Here is a 17,949-nt window from a genome sequence, read left to right on the forward strand (position 1 = left end):
TGCCTCGGCATCCCGCCAGGCGGAGTCGAGCCGCTCGACGGCGTCGGCGTCCAGCTCGACGGCCTGCCGGTCCTCGCTTCAAGGCGGTGCGCCACAGGTCGCGCCCGCGTGAGGCGACGAACTCCTCGAAGGACACGTCGCTCATCTGCGTTCCTCCACGCCCACCTGGACGAGGTGGGGAGGCCGATGGTTGTCAGCGGGTCGGGACCGGCTCGTAGCCGGCGAAGGTCCGGGTGAACGAGCCCGCGCCGTGGGTCGCCGACCGTAGGTCGACCGGATAGGTGATGAGCTCGGCCGCCGGCACGTGGGCGCGCACGATCGCGAGGCCCCCGTCGGTGTCCTGGCCGAGCACGCGGCCCCGCCGGGCCGCGAGGTCGCTCATCACGGTGCCCACGAGCTCGGCGGGCGCGGTCACCTCGATCTCGTCGACCGGCTCGAGCACCTGGATGCCGATCGCTGCGGCCGCCTCGCGAAGCGCCAGGGCCCCCGCGCTCTGGAACGCCATGTCAGAGGAGTCCACGCTGTGTGCCTTGCCGCCGGTCAGAGTCACCTTGACGTCGACCATCGGCTGGCCGCCGCACCCCTTCGCCAGCTGGGCCCGCACGCCCTTCTCCACCGAGGGGATGAACTGCTTGGGCACCGAGCCCCCGACCACCCGCTCGGCGAACTCGAAGCCCGCACCGCGGGGGAGCGGCTCGACCTCGATCTCGCACACGGCGTACTGCCCGTGGCCGCCCGACTGCTTCACGTGCCGGCCCAGGGCCTTGCCCGACCCGGCGAGCGTCTCCCGCATCGGGACCCGGACGTCGACCCTGTTGACCGTCACGCCGAACCGGTCGGCGAGCCGCTCCAGCGCGGCGTCCGCGTGGGCCTCACCCATCGTCCAGAGCACGACCTGCTCGCCGCTGATCTCGACCCGCAGCGACGGGTCCTCGGCCGCCAGCCGGCCGAGCGCCGTGGAGAGCCTGTCCTCGTCGGACCTGGTGGCCGCCTCGATGCCGACCGGGAGGAGCGGGGTCGGGAGGGTCCACGGGCGGAGGACGCGTGGGTCGTCGACCGACGACAGCGTGTCGCCGGTCTCGGCCCGGGTGAGCCGGCCGACCGAGGCGATGTCGCCGGCGACGACCCGCTTGGCGGGGGTGAGCTGCGCTCCGAACGGGTAGGAGAGCGAGCCCACCCGCTCGTCGTCGTCGTGGTCCTGGTGGCCGACGGCGTCGCCGAAGAACGAGGTGAGATGCCCCGAGACGTGCACCGGGAGGTCCGCCTCGAGGGAGCCCGAGAACACCCGGACCATGCTCACCCTGCCGACGTAGGAGTCGCTCGAGGTCTTGACGACCTCGGCGAGCAGCGGTCCGCCGGGGTCGCAGGTGACCGGGTCGGTCGGCTTGCCCTCGGGCGTGTAAGCCTCCGGCGGCGGGTGCTCCGACGGCGCGGGGAACCCGCGGACGATCAGGTCGAGCAGCTCGGCGCAGCCCACACCGCTGGAGGAGCACACCGGGACGACCGGGAAGAACGTGCCGCGCGCCATCGCCCGGTGCAGGTCCTCCAGCAGGGCGGCCTCGGTGACGGTCTCGCCGCCGAGGTAGCGGTCCATGAGCCCCTCGTCGTCGGACTCCTCGATGATCCCCTCGATCAGCGCGTTGCGGGCCTCGGTGTGTTCCTCGGGGACCTCCGGCGCGAGCAGCCCGACCAGCGCCGTCACCTCGACGCCCGACATGACAGGCACGTCGAGCGGCAGCACCTTGTCGCCGGTGCCTCCGAACGCCGCCTGCGCAGCGGCCAGCACGCCGGCGTAGTCGGCCCTGGCGTGGTCGAGCTTGGTGACCACCACGGCCCGAGGCATCCCGACCTCTGCGCACTCGCGCCACAGCTCGGTGGTCACGGCGTCGATGGGCTCGTTGGCGGCGGTCACGAACAGCGCGCAGTCCGCGGCCCGGAGCCCGGCCCGGAGCTCCCCGACGAAGTCGGCGTAGCCGGGGGTGTCGATGAGGTTGACCTTGACGCCCTCGTGGACGAGGGGGGCCACTGCCAGCGCCATCGACCGGCCGTGGGCACGCTCACCCGGCTCGAAGTCGGCGACCGTGGTGCCGTCCTCGACGGTCCCGGCCCGGCTCAGCGCGCCGGACCTGACCAGGAGTGTCTCCAAGAGGGTCGTCTTGCCACCTGAGCTCGGGCCCACCAGCACGACGTTGCGGATCGCGTCGGGCTCGAGGGCCTCGAGATCTTGTCTGCCGCCGCTGCGACCACCCTTCTCCGCCATGGCCCCAACGTTGCCTCTCATCGTCCGGTGTGACAACCGCTGCCGCATTGGAATGATCACACTTCGTGGCCCGGCCCGAGGGTCGGCTCCTACCCTTCAGCCTGTGACTGACCCGACCGTCGAGGGCGGGCTCGACGAGCCGGCCGAGCTGGAGCCCGTGCAGGGATCCCTGGCCCTGGCCTCCCCGGAGGACGGTGCCCACGGCCGCGCCGATTGGGAGCGCGCCGCCGCCGCGGTGCTCCGCAAGGCCCGGCGGCTCACTGACGAGGACGACGACGCCCTGGTCTGGCAGAAGCTGACCCGGACCACGCTGGACGGCATCGGGATCACCCCGCTCGGCACCCCCGACCTGCTCGACGGCCTGCGGACCTCCGGGCGCCCGACCCGCACCGGCGACTGGGACATCCGGGCCCACCTCGGCGTCGTCGACGCGAGGACCGCCCATGAGGAGGCGATGACCGACCTGGAGAACGGCGTCACCTCGCTGTGGCTGCGCCTTGACCCGGGCGCCGATCTCGACGCGCTCCTGGACATCCTCCTCGACGGGGTCTTCCTCGACCTGGCCCCGGTGGTGCTCGAGGCCACCGCCGACCCGCTGGCCGCCGCCCGAGCGTTCGTGGCCTACGCCGAGGACGTCGAGCTGCATCCGGCGACCAACCTGGGCATCCCCGCGGCCCAGGCCACGACCGACGCCGCCGAGCTGGCCGGCGGGGCGGGGGTCCTGGCGTTCGTCGTCGACGCCACCACCGTGCACGACCGCGGCGCCTCCGACGTCCAGGAGCTCGCCCACTCGATGCACGTCGCGGCGGCGTACCTCCGGAAGCTCACCGAGTCGGGCCTCACCGTCGACGACGCGGCCGCGCTCGTGGAGTTCCGCTACGCCGCCACCGACGAGCAGTTCCCGACCATCGCCAAGCTCCGCGCCGCACGCCGGCTGTGGGCGCGCGTGCTCGAGCTCAGCGGCGCCGCTGCCGCGCACGAGCAGCGCCAGCACGCGGTCACCAGCCGGCCGATGCTGAGTGCCTACGATCCGTGGGTCAACATGCTGCGCACCACCGTCGCCGCCTTCGCGGCCGGCGTCGCGGGAGCCGACGCGGTCACGGTGCTGCCCTTCGACAGCCCGCTGGGCCGCCCGGACGCGTTCGGCCGCCGGATCGCCCGCAACACCAGCTCGCTGCTCATCTCCGAGTCGCACCTCGCCCGGGTCGCCGACCCGGCCGGTGGTGCCTACGCCGTGGAGAAGCTCACCGACGATCTCGCGGTCGCGGCCTGGGAGCTGTTCGGCAGGCTCGACGACGGCGAGGACCTCGGCCCGCTGATTGAGGCCACCGTCGCCGAGCGTGACAAGCAGGTCGCCACCCGCAAGCGCCCGCTGACCGGGCTCACCGAGTTCCCCCACCTCGGCGAGGAGCGCCCGGTGCGGGACGCCGACCCGCTGGCTTCGGAGGTCCGCCGCTACGGCGCGGCCTTCGAGTCACTGCGTGACGAGCCCCCGGCCGCCTCTGTATTCCTGGCCACGATGGGCACCGTCGCCGCGCACACCGCCCGGGCGACCTTCGCCGCCAACCTGTTGGCAGCGGGCGGGGTGGCTGTCGACGTGGCCGGGCCGACGGAGACGGCCGAGGACCTGGTTGCGGCCTACGACGGACAGGCGGTCGTCTGCCTGGCGGGCAGCGACGGTGCGTACGAAGCCTGGGGGAGCGAGGCGATCTCGGCACTCCGTGAGGCCGGCGCCTCCTGGGTCGTGGTGGCCGGCAAGCCACGTGACGACGCGGATGACTCGTGCGCGATGGGCGTGGACGCCCTCGCGTTCCTCAACCGGACCAGGGAGAAGCTGGCATGAGCGTCCCGAAGAGCTTCGCCGGGCTCGGGCTGGGTGCCTCCCGGGCGGAGGTTTCGAGGCTCGCTGCGCTCGCACCTCAACCACCGGAGGCCGAGCCGTGGCTGTCGCCTGAGGGCATCGGCATCCTCCCGACGTACGGCCCCGAGCACCTCGAGGGCCTGGACGCCCTCGACACCTGGCCGGGCCTCAGCCCGTTCCTGCGCGGTCCCTACCCGACGATGTACACCACCCAGCCATGGACGATCCGGCAGTACGCCGGCTTCTCCACCGCCGAGGAGTCCAACGCGTTCTACCGCCGCAACCTCGCGGCCGGCCAGAAGGGCCTCAGCGTCGCGTTCGACCTGGCGACCCACCGCGGCTACGACTCCGACCACCCGCGGGTGCGCGGCGACGTCGGCATGGCGGGCGTGGCGATCGACTCGATCTACGACACCCGGACGCTCTTCGACGGCATCCCGCTCGACGAGATGTCGGTGTCGATGACCATGAACGGCGCCGTGCTGCCCGTGCTCGCCCTCTACATCGCCGCTGCCGAGGAGCAGGGGGTGAAGCCGGAGCAGCTCAGCGGGACCATCCAGAACGACATCCTCAAGGAGTTCATGGTCCGCAACACCTACATCTACCCGCCCGAGCCGAGCATGCGGATCATCAGCGACATCTTCAGCTACACCGCGCAGAGGATGCCGCGCTTCAACTCGATCTCGATCTCCGGATACCACATCCAGGAGGCCGGGGCGACGGCCGACCTCGAGCTCGCCTACACGCTGGCCGACGGCGTCGAATACATCCGCGCGGGGCTCGAGACCGGGATGACGATCGACCAGTTCGCGCCCCGGCTGTCGTTCTTCTGGGCGATCGGCATGAACTTCTTCATGGAGGTCGCCAAGATGCGGGCGGCCCGGGCGCTGTGGTCGCGGCTGGTGCGGGACTTCAACCCCGACAACCCCAAGTCGCTCAGCCTCCGCACCCACTCGCAGACCTCCGGCTGGTCGCTCACCGCGCAGGACGTCTTCAACAACGTCGGCCGCACCTGCATCGAGGCGATGGCCGCGACTCAGGGCCACACCCAGTCGCTGCACACCAACGCGCTCGACGAGGCGATCGCGCTGCCCACGGACTTCTCGGCGCGGATCGCGCGCAACACCCAGCTGTTGCTCCAGCAGGAGAGTGGCACCACCGGGACCATCGACCCCTGGGCCGGGTCCTACTACGTCGAGCGGCTGACCCACGACCTCGCCGAACGGGCCTGGGCCCACATCCAGGAGGCCGAGCAGGCCGGAGGGATGGCCAAGGCGATCGAGCAGGGCATCCCCAAGATGCGCATCGAGGAGGCGGCAGCCCGGACCCAGGCCCGGATCGACTCCGGGATCCAGAAGGTCATCGGCGTCAACACCTACCGGCTCGCGGCCGAGGACAAGCTCGACGTGCTGCGCGTCGACAACGACGACGTCTACCGCCAGCAGGTGGCCAAGCTCGAGCGGCTGCGGGCCGAGCGCGACGACGACGAGGTGGGCCGCACCTTGGAGGCATTGACCCGTTCGGCCGAGGCGGGCCCGACGTCCGGGGGCTCCCTGGACGGCAACCTGCTCGCGCTGGCGGTCGACGCGGCCCGCGCCAAGGCCACTGTCGGCGAGATCTCCGACGCCCTGGAGAAGGTCTACGGGCGGCACCAGGCCGTGATCCGTACGATCTCGGGCGTGTTCCGCGACGAGGCCAGTGCCGGCGACAGCCCGGGAGGCACGCTGGTCCAGCAGGTGCTCGACGCGACCGAGGAGTTCGCCGAGGCCGAGGGCCGCCGGCCCCGCATCCTGGTGGCCAAGATGGGTCAGGACGGTCACGACCGCGGCCAGAAGGTCATCGTCTCGGCGTTCGCCGACATGGGCTTCGACGTCGATGTCGGGCCGCTCTTCTCTACTCCGGAGGAGGTCGCCCAGCAGGCGGTCGACAACGACGTGCACATCGTCGGCGTCTCGTCACTGGCGGCCGGGCACCTCACCCTGCTGCCGGCGCTCAAGAAGGCGCTCGCGGAGGCGGGGCGCGACGACATCATGGTCGTCATCGGCGGCGTCATCCCGCCCGACGACGTGCCCACGCTGAAGGAGATGGGGGCGGCCGCGGTGTTCCTGCCCGGCACGGTCATCGCCGAGTCCGCGCTCGACCTGCTCGCCAAGCTGCGGGAAGAACTACACCACGATGGTTGAGGAGCTCGCGCTAGCGAGCGTCTCGAAACCAGGTGAGACGAGGCTGGTACCGCACCACGGTGGTTGCGTCCCAGCACCGGCTTGCGAGGTTTCGAGACAGGCGCTAGCGCGCCTTCCTCAACCACCGGAGGCGCCCTGATGCCTGACGTCCCGGCACTGGTCGAGGGTGTCCGGGCGCGGCGGCGCGCCTCGGTCTCGCAGGCCATCACCCTGGTCGAGTCGACCAAGGCCGCCCATCGCGCGGCCGCGCGCGAGCTGCTGACCGCGCTCGCCGAGGACGAGCACGCCGGGGTCCGGTCTCCGTCGGTCAGGGTCGGCATCTCCGGCGTGCCGGGGGTCGGCAAGTCGACGTTCATCGAGGCTTTGGGCTCGCGGCTGACCGGTGCCGGCCACCGGGTGGGCGTGCTGGCGGTCGACCCGTCGAGCGTCCGCACCGGCGGCTCGGTGCTCGGCGACAAGACCCGGATGGCCAGGCTCTCCGCCGACCCGAACGCCTACATCCGCCCGTCGCCGACCGCGGGCACCCTGGGCGGGGTCGCCCGCGCCACGGTGCAGTCGATGGCGGTCCTGGAGGCGGCGGCCTACGACGTCGTGCTGGTCGAGACCGTCGGGGTGGGCCAGTCCGAGATCACGGTGTCGGGGATGGTCGACACCTTCTTGTTCCTGACCCTGGCCCGCACCGGCGACCAGCTGCAGGGGATCAAGAAGGGGATCCTGGAGATCGCCGACGTGATCGCGGTCAACAAGGCCGACGGTGACCGGGAGCAGGAGGCGAGGGCCGCGGCCCGAGAGCTCGCCGGAGCCCTGCGGCTGGTCCGGGGTCGTGGCGAGTGGGCGCCGCCCGTGGTGACCTGCTCGGCCCTCCACGACGTGGGGGTCGACGAGCTGTGGCAGCAGGTGCTCGCCCACCGCGAGCACCTCGGGGCCGAGGGGCTGACCGCGAAGCGGGCCGGCCAGCAGCTCGACTTCACCTGGGCGCTGGTGCGCGACGAGCTCGAGCAGCGGCTGCGTCGTTCGGCGGAGGTGAGGGCCGTGCGTGACGAGATCCGCGCAGCGGTGCTGTCCGGCGAGCTGCCGGCCACGGTCGCGGCGGACCGGATCCTCGCGGCCTACGACCAACCCGCGGGGTGATTCCCAGGCCGCGAGGTCCAGACCATCACCCCCTGAGTTCCCCGGACACAGAGCGGGACCCCGGCCATTGTCGGCCGTGGTCCCGTTACCGTGGTGCCGATGCCCGCGGATGCCACCGACCTGATCAACGACGTCGTCGAGAAGTACGACGCCGACCTCGTCGACCTGCGCCGCGACCTGCACATGCACCCCGAGTTGTCCTGGTCCGAGACCCGCACGTCAGACCTCGTCGCGGCCCGTGTCGAGGAGGCGGGCTGGGCCGTGACCCGCGCACACCGGTCCGGCGTGATCGCCGACCTCGGCACCGACGGCCCGGTCATCGCCCTGCGCGCCGACATGGACGCCCTGCCGGTGCAGGACCTCACCGAGGACCCGTGGCGGAGCACCGTCACCGGGGTGGCTCACGCCTGCGGACACGACGTCCACACCGCTGCTTTGGTCGGCGCCGGACTGGCGCTGGCCGAGGTGGCGTCCCGCGGGCTCCTGCCCGGCCGGGTGCGCCTGCTGTTCCAGCCGGCGGAAGAGGTCATGCCGGGTGGCGCGGTCCAGCTGCTCGACGAGGGCGTCCTCGACTCGGTCGACCGGGTCTTCGCGCTGCACTGCGACCCGGGGGTCGACGTCGGACAGGTGGGGCTGCGTCTCGGCCCGCTGACCAGCGCCGCCGACCGGGTGGAGGTGCGGCTCACCGGCACCGGCGGCCACACCAGCCGGCCCCACCTGACCGGAGATCTCACCTTTGCGCTGGCGAAGGTGACGACCGAGCTGCCGGCGGTGCTCAGCCGCCGGATGGACCCTCGGGCGGGCGTCAGTGTGGTGTGGGGGAGCCTGCACGCCGGCGCCGCCCCCAACGTGATCCCCGACCACGGCCTGGTGTCCGGCACGGTCCGGATCCTCGACGCCGTCGCGTGGGCCGACTGCGAGGAGATCGTGCGGGGGGCCGTGGCCGACATCGTCCGGCCCTACGGGGTCGAGGCCAGGATCGACTACCAGCGCGGGGTCCCGCCGGTGGTCAACGAGCCGGTCTCCAACCGGATCCTGGCCCGGGCCGTGCGCTCGGTGCTCGGGGACGGCGCTCAGGTCGCCGCCCCGCAGAGCCTGGGCGGCGAGGACTTCGGCTGGTTCCTCGAGCGGATCCCCGGCGCGATGATGAGGCTGGGCACGCGCACCCCCGGCGGCGCGACCTACGACCTCCACCAGGGCAACCTGCAGGTGGACGAGCGGAGCGTCAGCATCGGTGCCAGGCTCCTTGCGGAGACCGCGCTAGAGGCTTTGGTCCACCACCACTGAGTCGCAGGTCAGTAGTCGAGAGCCCGCCCCTATCGAATCGGTAACAACTTGGGCCGCGGCGCGCGCGGGGTGTTGCTACGCGGGTTTCCGGGCTTAGGGTCGGCGAGTCTCCCGCCCTGCTCGGTGGGCACCCCGGTTTCGGGGCCATTTGGGGCAACTCTGGAACACGCACACCTAGGAGGCGTCTTGCGACGCAGTACGAGACTTGCAGCCCTGCTCACCGCAGGCATCCTTGCCCTCGCCACCGCTGGCTGCGGTGACGAGGATGACGAACCGAACGACGACGCGACCACTGGCGACGACAGCAGCGAGACCACTGACGCTCCGCCCGAGTCGGACATCAAGGTCGGCATGGCCTACGACGTGGGTGGCCGCGGCGACCAGTCGTTCAACGACTCGGCGGCTGCCGGTCTGGACCAGGCGGTCGAGGAGTTCGGCTTCGAATCCGACGAGGGTGAGGCCTCCGACGGGGAAGCCGAGTCCCAGCGCGAGGAGCGTCTGCGCACCTTCGCCGACGCCGGCTACAACCCGATCATCGCGGTCGGCTTCGCTTACAGCGCCTCCGTCGGCAAGGTGGCGGCGGAGTACCCCGATCTCAGCTTCGCGATCATCGACGACACAGCCAGCTGCGAGCCCTTCGATGGGAGTGACCCGATCCCGAACGTCGCGTGCCTCGTCTTTGCCGAGGAGCAGGGCTCGTTCCTGGTCGGCGCGGCGGCTGCGCTCAAGTCCGAGGCCGGCCACATCGGCTTCGTGGGTGGTGTCCAGGTCCCGCTGATCGAGAAGTTCCAGGCGGGCTACGAGGCCGGGGCCAAGACCGTCAACCCGGACATCACGATCGACGTCACCTACCTCACCCAGCCGCCGGACTTCTCCGGCTTCGGTGACCCGGCCAAGGGCAAGACCGCGGCCGAGGGCATGTACCAGGGTGGCGCGGACATCGTCTACCACGCGGCCGGCGGTTCCGGTGGCGGCGTCTTCGAGGCGGCGTCCGAGGCCGGAGCCTGGGCGATCGGCGTCGACTCCGACCAGTACAACACCGCCGACCCGTCGGTCCAGGACGTGATCCTGACGTCGATGCTCAAGAACGTGGACGTCGCTGTCTACAACTACCTCGCCGAGGTGGCTGGCGGCACGTTCCCGACCGGCACCAACGTCTACGACCTGTCGGTCGACGGTGTGGGCTACTCGACGAGTGGTGGTCAGATCGACGACATCGTCGCCGACCTGGACGGCTACAAGGAGCAGATCATCTCCGGGGAGATCGAGGTTCCGCTCGCTCCCTGATCGATGACCGGCTGATCAGCTGAATCATCCGGGTCCGCAGTTCTGCTTCGGCGGGGCTGCGGACCCGGAGCCGTCTCCCGGGGTCATTCCCGGCGCCGCACGCTTTGGGTAGTGTCCGGCGGAACCGTCCGTCGTCCGACGCGTCCAGGGGAGGACCTGCCTGTGTCTGCACCGACAGCCGAGGGTGTCACCGCGACCGACGCTCCCGTGACCGTGCGCCTGCGTGGGATCGGCAAGCGCTTCCCCGGCGTGATCGCCAACGACGACGTCAACATCGACGTCCGTCGCGGCACGATCCACGCCATCGTCGGTGAGAACGGCGCCGGCAAGTCCACGCTGATGAAGATCCTCTACGGCGTGCAGCCACCCGACTCCGGCACGATCGAGATCAACGACAAGCAGGTCCACCTCAAGTCGCCCGCCGACGCGATCGCGGCCGGTGTCGGCATGGTCTTCCAGCACTTCATGCTCGCCGACAACCTGACCGTCCTCGAGAACGTCGTGCTCGGCGCCGAGAGGCTGCACGGCATCGGCAACGTCGCCCGCGAGGAGATCGCCCGGATCTCCGACGCCTACGGCCTCGACATCGAGCCCGACCGGATGGTCGAGGAGCTCGGCGTCGGAGCCCGGCAGCGCGTCGAGATCCTCAAGGTGCTCTACCGCGGTGCCCGCATCGTCATCCTCGACGAGCCCACCGCCGTGCTCGTCCCGCACGAGGTCGACGAGCTCTTCGACAACCTGCGTGAGCTGAAGAAGGAGGGCCTCTCGGTCATCTTCATCAGCCACAAGCTCGACGAGGTGCTCTCGGTCGCAGACGAGATCACCGTCATCCGCCGAGGCACCACCGTCAAGACCGTGACCCCCAAGGAGGTCACTGCGCGCCAGCTCGCCGAGCTCATGGTGGGCTCAGAGCTGCCCTCGCCCAGCACCGAGACGTCCACGGTCACCGACGTCGTCCTGCTCTCGGTCAAGAACCTCACGCTCGCCGGCGCGGACGGCCGCCCGCTGCTCGAGGACATCTCCTTCGACATCCACAAGGGCGAGGTGCTCGGCATCGCCGGCGTCGAGGGCAACGGGCAGGAGGAGCTCGTCGAGTCGATCATGGGGATGCGGCATGCCACCGGCGTGGTCCTCATGGACGGCAAGGACCTCGCGCATGAGTCGACGGGGGAGCGCCGCGAGTCGGGCATCGGCTACATCCCGGCCGACCGGCAGCGTCACGGCCTGCTGCTCGACGCGCCGCTGTGGGAGAACCGGGTGCTGGGCCACCAGGGGCGCCCGCCCTGCGCTCGGGGCCCGCTCATCGACAAGCGCGCCGCCCGTGCGGACACCGAGCGGATCATCGCCGCCTACGACGTCCGCACCCCCGGCCCCGACGTGCTGGCCCGCGCGCTGTCCGGCGGCAACCAGCAGAAGCTCATCGTGGGCCGGGAGATGAGCAGCGACCCTGTCGTGCTCATCGCCTCCCACCCGACCCGAGGCGTCGACGTCGGCGCCCAGGCCGCCATCTGGGGCCACATCAAGGATGCCCGTCGCAACGGGCTCGCGGTGCTGCTCATCTCCGCCGACCTCGATGAGTTGATCGGGCTCTCGGACCGGATCGAGGTCATCCTGCGCGGCCGGCTCGTCGGCACTTTCGACCCCAACGACGTGACACCGGAGCAGCTCGGCTCGGCGATGACGGGAGCAGGCCAGTGACCCCTCGCGTGACCAAGCTGGTGCTGGCGCTCAGCGCGCCGATCCTCGCTCTGCTGATGGCGTTCCTGATCACCAGCGCGGTGCTAGCTGTGGCCGGTGACCCGGTGGGCGAGGTCTGGGGGCAGCTGCTGTCCGTCCCCGAGACGCGCAACCTCGGCAACATCATCGACAACGCCACCGTGCTCTACCTCTCCGGGCTGGCGGCCGCCGTCGGCTTCCGGATGAACCTGTTCAACATCGGGGTCGACGGGCAATACCGCATCGCCGCGTTCGTCGCGGCGGTCGTGGCCGGGGAAGCGTGGCTACCGGGCTACCTCAACACCGCGCTCGCCGTGGTCTGTGCGATGGCCGTGGGTGCCCTGTGGGCCGGCATCGCCGGTGTGCTTCGCGCGACCCGCGGCGTCAGCGAGGTCATCTCGACGATCATGCTCAACGCGATCGCCACGGGGCTGGTGGCCTACCTGCTGCGCAAGGCGGCGGTGCGCGAGACCGGCAGCAACGTGATCGCCACCAAGACGATCCCGGAGGAGAGCCGGATCCCCAACATCACCATCAGCGAGGGTCCGCCGGTCGTCGACATCTACGGCTTCGTGGTGCTGGCAGTCGTCGCCGGGTTCCTGTTCTGGTTCATTCTCAACAAGACCAGGTTCGGGTTCGACCTCAGGGCGACCGGGCGCTCCACCACCGCGGCGGTGGCGAGCGGGGTCAGCGTCAACAAGATGATGGTCGCGGCGATGATGCTCTCCGGCGCCGTGGCGGGTCTGGTCGGCCTCCCGATCCTGCTCGGCTCGTCGTTCTCCTACGGCTCGACGTTCCAGTCCGGACTGGGCTTCGCCGGGATCGCGGTCGCCCTGCTCGGCCGCAACAACGCGTTCGGCATCGCCATCGGCGCCCTGCTCTTCGCCTACCTCAACGAGCAGTCCAACCCGCTGCAGATCCTGGTCGGGGTCTCCCCGGACATCGTGGCGATCACCCAGGGCACGATCGTGCTGACCGTGGTCATCTCCTACGAGGTCGTGCGGCGCTACGGCGTCCGGCTGGAGCAGCAGGCGGTGGCTCGCGCGCTCGAGGAAGAACGTGAGCAGGAGCGGGCGGAGGTCAAGGCATGAGCGTCACCGCAGTCGCCACCGGCGTCGCCCCCACACCCGGTCCCGCCAAGAAGCGGCGCCTCCCCCGGTTCTGGCTGGTCTACGCCGCCCTGATGGCGGTGTTCGTCCTGGCGGTGCTTGAGGTCATCACCGGCGCCAACGACCTGACGTCGTCCGGCACCGTGTCCGCCACTCTGATCGCCACCATGCCGATCATGCTCGCCGGACTCGGTGGGCTCTGGTCCGAGCGCGCGGGCGTCGTCAACATCGGTCTCGAGGGGATGATGATCCTCGGCACCTACGGCGCGGGCTACTTCGGCTACCACTACGGTGCCTGGGCCGGCGTGCTGGGGGCCATCTTCATGGGCATGCTCGGCGGGCTCATCCACGCCGTGGCCACGGTCGTCTTCGGCGTCGACCACATCATCAGCGGTGTCGCCATCAACATCATCGCCCTCGGCGCGGTGCAGTACCTCGCCGCGCTGACCTTCGTCGACCTGCCGGGCGGCGGCACCACGCAGTCGCCCAAGATCCCCGACGTCCCCACACTCACCATCGGGCCGCTCAGCGACGCCCTGTTCGACCTGGAGAAGACCGACTGGTTCTTCATCTCCGAGCTGGCGGCCATCGCGCGCTCGCTGGTCAACAACCTGTCCTTCCTGGTGATCCTCGCGCTGCTGCTGCTCGTGCTCACCTGGTGGGTGCTGTGGCGCACGGCGTTCGGGCTGCGGCTCCGCTCCTGCGGTGAGTCCCCGGCGGCCGCCGAATCCCTCGGTGTCAAGGTGCTGCGCTACAAGTTCGTGGCCGTCCTGATCTCCGGCGGCCTCGCCGGACTGGGGGGCGGCATCCTCGCGATGGTGGCCTCGAGCAACTACCGAGACGGCCAGACCGGCGGTCGCGGCTACATCGGCCTCGCGGCGATGATCTTCGGCAACTGGCGACCGGGCGGGCTCCTGACCGGGTCCGGCCTGTTCGGCTACACCCAGACCCTCGGGCTGCGCCCGGGCGACTCGGTCAAGGCGCTGCTGCTGGCAGGTGCCGTGCTCGCCGTCGCCGCGGCCTATCTGCAGGCCAGGCGCAGCAGTCGGGTGTCCGCGACCGTCATGGCTGCGGTCGGGGTGCTCCTCGGCGCCGTCTACTTCATGGTCGACACCGTTCCCGACGACTTCAGTCAGATGACGCCCTACGTCATCACGCTGCTCGTCCTGGCCTTCGCCTCGCAACGACTACGAATGCCGGCCGCCGACGGGCAGATATATCGCAAGGGGAGTGCGGGTTAGCTGTGCCCCACGCCCCTGACACTCCCGACTCCGACTTCGACTGGGAGTCCCTGCGCGCCGAGGCCGTCGCGGCGATGCGGCACGCCTACGCGCCCTACTCCGGCTACTCCGTCGGGGTGGCCGGCCTGGTCGACGACGGGCGGGTCGTGTCGGGCTGCAACGTCGAGAACGCGGCCTACGGAGTCGCCCTGTGCGCGGAGTGCGGCATGGTCTCCCAGCTGCACCTGACCGGGGGCGGCAAGCTGACCCACGTCGTCTGCGTGGACGGGCAGGGCGCGGTGATCATGCCGTGTGGGCGCTGCCGGCAGCTGCTCAGCGAGAACAGCGGCCCCGGCATGCTGATGTGGACCGTCTCGGGGATCAAGCGCATGGACGAGGTGCTGCCGGATGCCTTCGGCCCCGACGACCTCGCTTGACCTGAGCTCGCCCGACGTCGTCGCGGACCCCTACCCGTACTTCGCCGAGGAGCGCGCCGCCCATCCGGTGGCCTGGCACGAGGGGTCGGGCATGTGGCTGGCCTTCGACCATGCCTCGGTGAGCGCGGTCCAGCGGGACCGCCGCCTGGGCCGGTTGTGGCGGGACCGGGAGCCGGCCGCCTACCTCGAGCCGTTCAACCTGCTGCACCGCAACCAGATGATGGAGAACGAGCCGCCGGAGCACACCCGCCTGCGGCGCCCGGTGGCCCGCGTGTTCGCCCGGGGGCACGTCGAGCGGTTGCGTCCCCGGGTCGGTGAGCTCGCGCGTGAGCTGTTGGCGGAGGTGGACCCGGCCGGCTTCGACGTGATCGGCCAGTACGCCGAGCCGCTGCCGGTGCTGGTGATCGCCGAGCTCCTCGGCGTCCCGGTCTCCTACGTCCCCGAGCTCCGGGACTGGTCCCAGGCCATCGTGCGGATGTATGAGGTGGACCCCTCGCCCGAGGTCGTCGACGCCGCGGTGTCGGCGTCCGGCGAGTTCGCCGGACTCATCCGCGAGCTCATCCGGGAGCGCACCGCCCGCCCGCGGGGCGACCTGCTGAGCGACCTTGCAACCACCGAGCTGTCCGAGGACGAGATGGTCGCCTCGGCGGTGCTGCTGCTCAACGCCGGCCACGAGGCGTCGGTCAACGTCTTCGGCAACGGGCTGACCGCGATGCTGCGCCGTGGGCTGCGCCCCGGCCCGGACGTGGCGCTCTGTGTCGAGGAGATGCTGCGCTTCGACTCTGCGCTCCAGCTGTTCGAGCGCACCGCCACCGAGCCGGTGGCTCTGTCGACGGGGGCGGGCGGGGTCACCCTCGAGGAGGGCCAGAAGATCGCCGTGCTGCTCGGGTCGGCCAACCGCGACCCCGCGGTCTTCGACGAGCCCGACGAGTTCCGGGTCGACCGCGAGCCCAACAACCACGTGGCGTTCGGCGTCGGGGTGCATTTCTGCCTGGGAGCGCCGCTGGCCCGGATGGAGCTCGTGGAGTCGGTGGGCGCGCTGTTCGCGGCCTACCCGTCCTTGGCCCTGGCGGGCGAGCCGGAGAGCCGGGGGACGTTCGTGTTGCGCGGGTTCCATAGGGTGCCAGTCGGAGGAGGAACGTCGTGAGCGAGCCGTTCAGCGCGGTCGAGGTGATCGTCCGCAAGCGCGACCGGGGGGAGCTGTCGGACCCGGAGATCGACTGGGTCGTCGACGCCTACACGCGCGGGGTGGTCGCAGACGAGCAGATGTCGGCGCTGGCGATGGCCATCCTGCTCAACGGCATGGACCGTCGCGAGATCGCGCGGTGGACCGCGGCCATGATCGCCTCCGGCGACCGGATGGACTTCGGCACCCTGTCGCGGCCGACCGCCGACAAGCACTCCACTGGCGGTGTGGGCGACAAGATCACACTGCCGCTGGCGCCGCTCGTGGCCGCCTGCGGAGTGGCGGTTCCCCAGCTGTCCGGGCGGGGGCTCGGCCACACCGGCGGGACGCTGGACAAGCTCGAGTCGATCCCGGGCTGGCGGGCGGCGCTGTCCAACGAGGAGATGTTCGCCCAGCTCGAGTCGGTCGGCGCCGTCGTCTGCGCGGCCGGCGACGGGCTGGCGCCGGCGGACAAGAAGCTCTATGCCCTGCGCGACGTCACCGGCACCGTCGAGGCGATCCCGCTGATCGCGTCGTCGATCATGAGCAAGAAGATCGCCGAGGGCACCGGGGCGCTGGTCCTGGACGTCAAGGTCGGCTCCGGGGCGTTCATGAAGCAGCTGGCGCAGGCTCGCGAGCTCGCCGAGACCATGGTCGCGCTCGGCACGGACGCCGGCGTGCACACCGTCGCCCTGCTCACCGACATGCAGACCCCCCTCGGCCTGACCGCGGGCAACGCGATCGAGGTCGAGGAGTCGGTCGAGGTGCTCGCCGGCGGCGGACCCGCCGACGTGGTCGAGCTGACCCTGGCGCTGGCCCGGGAGATGCTGGCCGGTGCCGGTCGCGGTGACGTCGACCCGGCCGACAAGCTCGCCGACGGGTCGGCGATGGACGCCTGGAAGGCGATGATCCGCGCCCAGGACGGCGACCCCGACGCGGCGCTGCCCGTCGCGCAGGAGTCTCACGTGGTCCCCGCCCCGGCCACGGGCACGCTCACCCGGCTGGACGCGCTGGCGGTCGGCGTCGCGGCCTGGCGGCTCGGCGCGGGTCGCTCGCGCAAGGAGGACCCCGTCCAGGCCGGTGCCGGGGTGCGGTGGCACGCGCGCCCGGGCGACCAGGTGACCGAGGGACAGCCCCTGATGACGCTGCTGACCGACGAGCCGGGACGCTTCGAGCGGGCCCTTGAGGCGCTGGAGGGTGGCTACGACATCGAGGACGGCGCCTCCTTCCAGCCGGCCCCGCTGTTGATCGACCGAGTTGGCTGACGGTTGACTGACGGCATGGACCTCGTCGCCGGGCAGGAGCTGCCCCTGGCCTCCGCACGCGTCACGCTCGGCATCGGCTGGGACAAGGAGCGCACCGCCGGGGCGATGGGCACCGGAGCACCCGACATCGACCTGGACGCCACCGCGGTGCAGTTCGTGGGCGACCAGCTCTTCGACCTCGCGTTCTACAACAACCTGTCCACCCGGGACGGCTCGGTCGTCCACCTCGGCGACAACCTGACCGGCGCCGGGGAGGGCGATGACGAGCAGATCACGGTCGACCTGGGCAAGGTCCACGGCCCGGTGGACACGATCGTGCTGCTGGTCAGCAGCTACCACGGGCACAGCCTGGAGTGGGTCAACCGCGCCTACTGCCGGATCTCCGACGAGTCCGGCCAGGAGCTGGCGCGCTTCCGGATCACCGGTGGCGTGCCGCAGACCGGTCTGGTGCTGGCCACCTTGAAGCGCGCCGCCCACGACCAGGGGACCGGGTGGGTGATGCGCGCGGTCGGTGAGGGCGTCGCGATCACGGTGCCGACGCAGGGGCTGGCGAAGCTGCGGCCCTACTTGGGTTAGGCGAGTAGGAGCACCACCGTCTCGGCGACGCAGGCCGGCTTGGCCTCGCCATCGACCTCGATCGTGTAGGCGACGGTGAGCTGCTTGCCGGCAGGTACGTCGGTGAGGGCGACGATCGAGGCCCGGCCGCGGATCCGGGCGCCGACCTTGACCGGCGTCGGGAAGCGGACCTTGTTGAGGCCGTAGTTGAGGCGGGCTCCGGGGGTGTCGACGCTGAAGATCTGGCTGCTCAGCCAGGGGATCAGCGACAGCGTCAGGTAGCCGTGCGCGATCGTGGCGCCGAACGGCCCGGCGGCGGCCCGCTCCTGGTCGACGTGGATCCACTGATGGTCGTCGGTGGCGTCGGCGAACAGGTCGACCCGGTCCTGGTCGATCTCGATCCAGTCGGTGGTGCCCAGCTCCTCGCCGACGGCGTCCTGGAGCTCCTCTGTGGTGGTGAACGTGCGCATGCG

14 protein-coding genes are annotated in these 17,949 nt (G+C 71.0%); 12 read left to right on the forward strand and 2 right to left on the reverse strand.

What is annotated here, in order from left to right; genetic code table 11:
- Positions 1 to 193: 193 nt before the first annotated feature.
- The gene (locus ACYVC6_RS12930; RefSeq protein WP_460714656.1) at positions 194 to 2,260 is read right to left on the reverse strand and encodes an elongation factor G-like protein EF-G2; all 2,067 of its coding nucleotides are present in this window, start codon (positions 2,258 to 2,260) and stop codon (positions 194 to 196) included.
- Between the two features lie 103 nt (positions 2,261 to 2,363).
- Here ACYVC6_RS12930 and ACYVC6_RS12935 point away from each other — a divergent pair, with 103 nt between their 5' ends.
- The 12 genes from ACYVC6_RS12935 (at position 2,364) to ACYVC6_RS12990 (ending at position 17,497) form a co-directional block, all read left to right on the forward strand.
- A complete protein-coding gene (locus ACYVC6_RS12935) occupies positions 2,364 to 4,103 on the forward strand; it encodes a methylmalonyl-CoA mutase family protein (RefSeq protein ID WP_460714658.1) in 1,740 nt (579 codons plus the stop codon).
- Complete coding sequence (scpA, locus tag ACYVC6_RS12940) at positions 4,100 to 6,304, forward strand: methylmalonyl-CoA mutase (RefSeq protein WP_460714661.1); 2,205 nt, start codon at positions 4,100 to 4,102, stop codon at positions 6,302 to 6,304. Before ACYVC6_RS12935 ends, scpA begins: the two co-directional genes overlap by 4 nt.
- Before the next feature lie 138 nt (positions 6,305 to 6,442).
- Positions 6,443 to 7,435, forward strand: coding sequence for a methylmalonyl Co-A mutase-associated GTPase MeaB (meaB, locus tag ACYVC6_RS12945; RefSeq protein ID WP_460714663.1), 993 nt, complete (start codon positions 6,443 to 6,445; stop codon positions 7,433 to 7,435).
- A 99-nt stretch (positions 7,436 to 7,534) separates the two neighbouring features.
- Positions 7,535 to 8,722, forward strand: coding sequence for an amidohydrolase (locus tag ACYVC6_RS12950; RefSeq protein WP_460714665.1), 1,188 nt, complete (start codon positions 7,535 to 7,537; stop codon positions 8,720 to 8,722).
- A gap of 186 nt (positions 8,723 to 8,908) precedes the next feature.
- Positions 8,909 to 10,009 carry a BMP family lipoprotein gene (locus tag ACYVC6_RS12955; protein WP_460714667.1) on the forward strand — a complete coding sequence of 367 codons (1,101 nt, stop codon included), beginning with the start codon at positions 8,909 to 8,911 and terminating at the stop codon, positions 10,007 to 10,009.
- A 162-nt stretch (positions 10,010 to 10,171) separates the two neighbouring features.
- The gene (locus ACYVC6_RS12960; protein WP_460714669.1) at positions 10,172 to 11,707 is read left to right on the forward strand and encodes an ABC transporter ATP-binding protein; all 1,536 of its coding nucleotides are present in this window, start codon (positions 10,172 to 10,174) and stop codon (positions 11,705 to 11,707) included.
- A complete protein-coding gene (locus ACYVC6_RS12965) occupies positions 11,704 to 12,816 on the forward strand; it encodes an ABC transporter permease (protein WP_460714671.1) in 1,113 nt (370 codons plus the stop codon). The genes ACYVC6_RS12960 and ACYVC6_RS12965 overlap by 4 nt, the downstream gene beginning before the upstream one ends.
- The gene (locus ACYVC6_RS12970; protein WP_460714673.1) at positions 12,813 to 14,075 is read left to right on the forward strand and encodes an ABC transporter permease; all 1,263 of its coding nucleotides are present in this window, start codon (positions 12,813 to 12,815) and stop codon (positions 14,073 to 14,075) included. The genes ACYVC6_RS12965 and ACYVC6_RS12970 overlap by 4 nt, the downstream gene beginning before the upstream one ends.
- A 2-nt stretch (positions 14,076 to 14,077) precedes the next feature.
- Positions 14,078 to 14,491 carry a cytidine deaminase gene (locus tag ACYVC6_RS12975; protein WP_460714675.1) on the forward strand — a complete coding sequence of 138 codons (414 nt, stop codon included), beginning with the start codon at positions 14,078 to 14,080 and terminating at the stop codon, positions 14,489 to 14,491.
- A complete protein-coding gene (locus tag ACYVC6_RS12980) occupies positions 14,463 to 15,638 on the forward strand; it encodes a cytochrome P450 (protein ID WP_460714678.1) in 1,176 nt (391 codons plus the stop codon). Before ACYVC6_RS12975 ends, ACYVC6_RS12980 begins: the two co-directional genes overlap by 29 nt.
- Positions 15,635 to 16,921 carry a thymidine phosphorylase gene (locus ACYVC6_RS12985; RefSeq protein ID WP_460714680.1) on the forward strand — a complete coding sequence of 429 codons (1,287 nt, stop codon included), beginning with the start codon at positions 15,635 to 15,637 and terminating at the stop codon, positions 16,919 to 16,921. Before ACYVC6_RS12980 ends, ACYVC6_RS12985 begins: the two co-directional genes overlap by 4 nt.
- A gap of 15 nt (positions 16,922 to 16,936) precedes the next feature.
- Complete coding sequence (locus tag ACYVC6_RS12990) at positions 16,937 to 17,497, forward strand: TerD family protein (RefSeq protein ID WP_460714682.1); 561 nt, start codon at positions 16,937 to 16,939, stop codon at positions 17,495 to 17,497.
- Here the strand turns inward: ACYVC6_RS12990 and ACYVC6_RS12995 are convergent.
- Positions 17,494 to 17,946, reverse strand: a complete 453-nt coding sequence (locus ACYVC6_RS12995; protein WP_460714685.1) for a MaoC family dehydratase — start codon at positions 17,944 to 17,946, stop codon at positions 17,494 to 17,496. The two genes, ACYVC6_RS12990 and ACYVC6_RS12995, sit on opposite strands and share 4 nt — an antisense overlap.
- Positions 17,947 to 17,949 lie beyond the last annotated feature (3 nt).

This window comes from Nocardioides dilutus (assembly GCF_054779555.1).

Excerpts from the sequence above, each read along its gene's own strand:
- ACYVC6_RS12930 (WP_460714656.1), bottom strand. The coding sequence starts at position 2,260 with ATGGCGGAGAAGGGTGGTCGCAGCGGCGGCAGACAAGATCTCGAGGCC.
- ACYVC6_RS12980 (WP_460714678.1), top strand. The coding sequence starts at position 14,463 with ATGCCTTCGGCCCCGACGACCTCGCTTGACCTGAGCTCGCCCGACGTC.
- ACYVC6_RS12995 (WP_460714685.1), bottom strand. The coding sequence starts at position 17,946 with ATGCGCACGTTCACCACCACAGAGGAGCTCCAGGACGCCGTCGGCGAG.
- ACYVC6_RS12950 (WP_460714665.1), top strand. The coding sequence starts at position 7,535 with ATGCCCGCGGATGCCACCGACCTGATCAACGACGTCGTCGAGAAGTAC.
- scpA (WP_460714661.1), top strand. The coding sequence starts at position 4,100 with ATGAGCGTCCCGAAGAGCTTCGCCGGGCTCGGGCTGGGTGCCTCCCGG.
- ACYVC6_RS12970 (WP_460714673.1), top strand. The coding sequence starts at position 12,813 with ATGAGCGTCACCGCAGTCGCCACCGGCGTCGCCCCCACACCCGGTCCC.
- ACYVC6_RS12990 (WP_460714682.1), top strand. The coding sequence starts at position 16,937 with ATGGACCTCGTCGCCGGGCAGGAGCTGCCCCTGGCCTCCGCACGCGTC.
- meaB (WP_460714663.1), top strand. The coding sequence starts at position 6,443 with ATGCCTGACGTCCCGGCACTGGTCGAGGGTGTCCGGGCGCGGCGGCGC.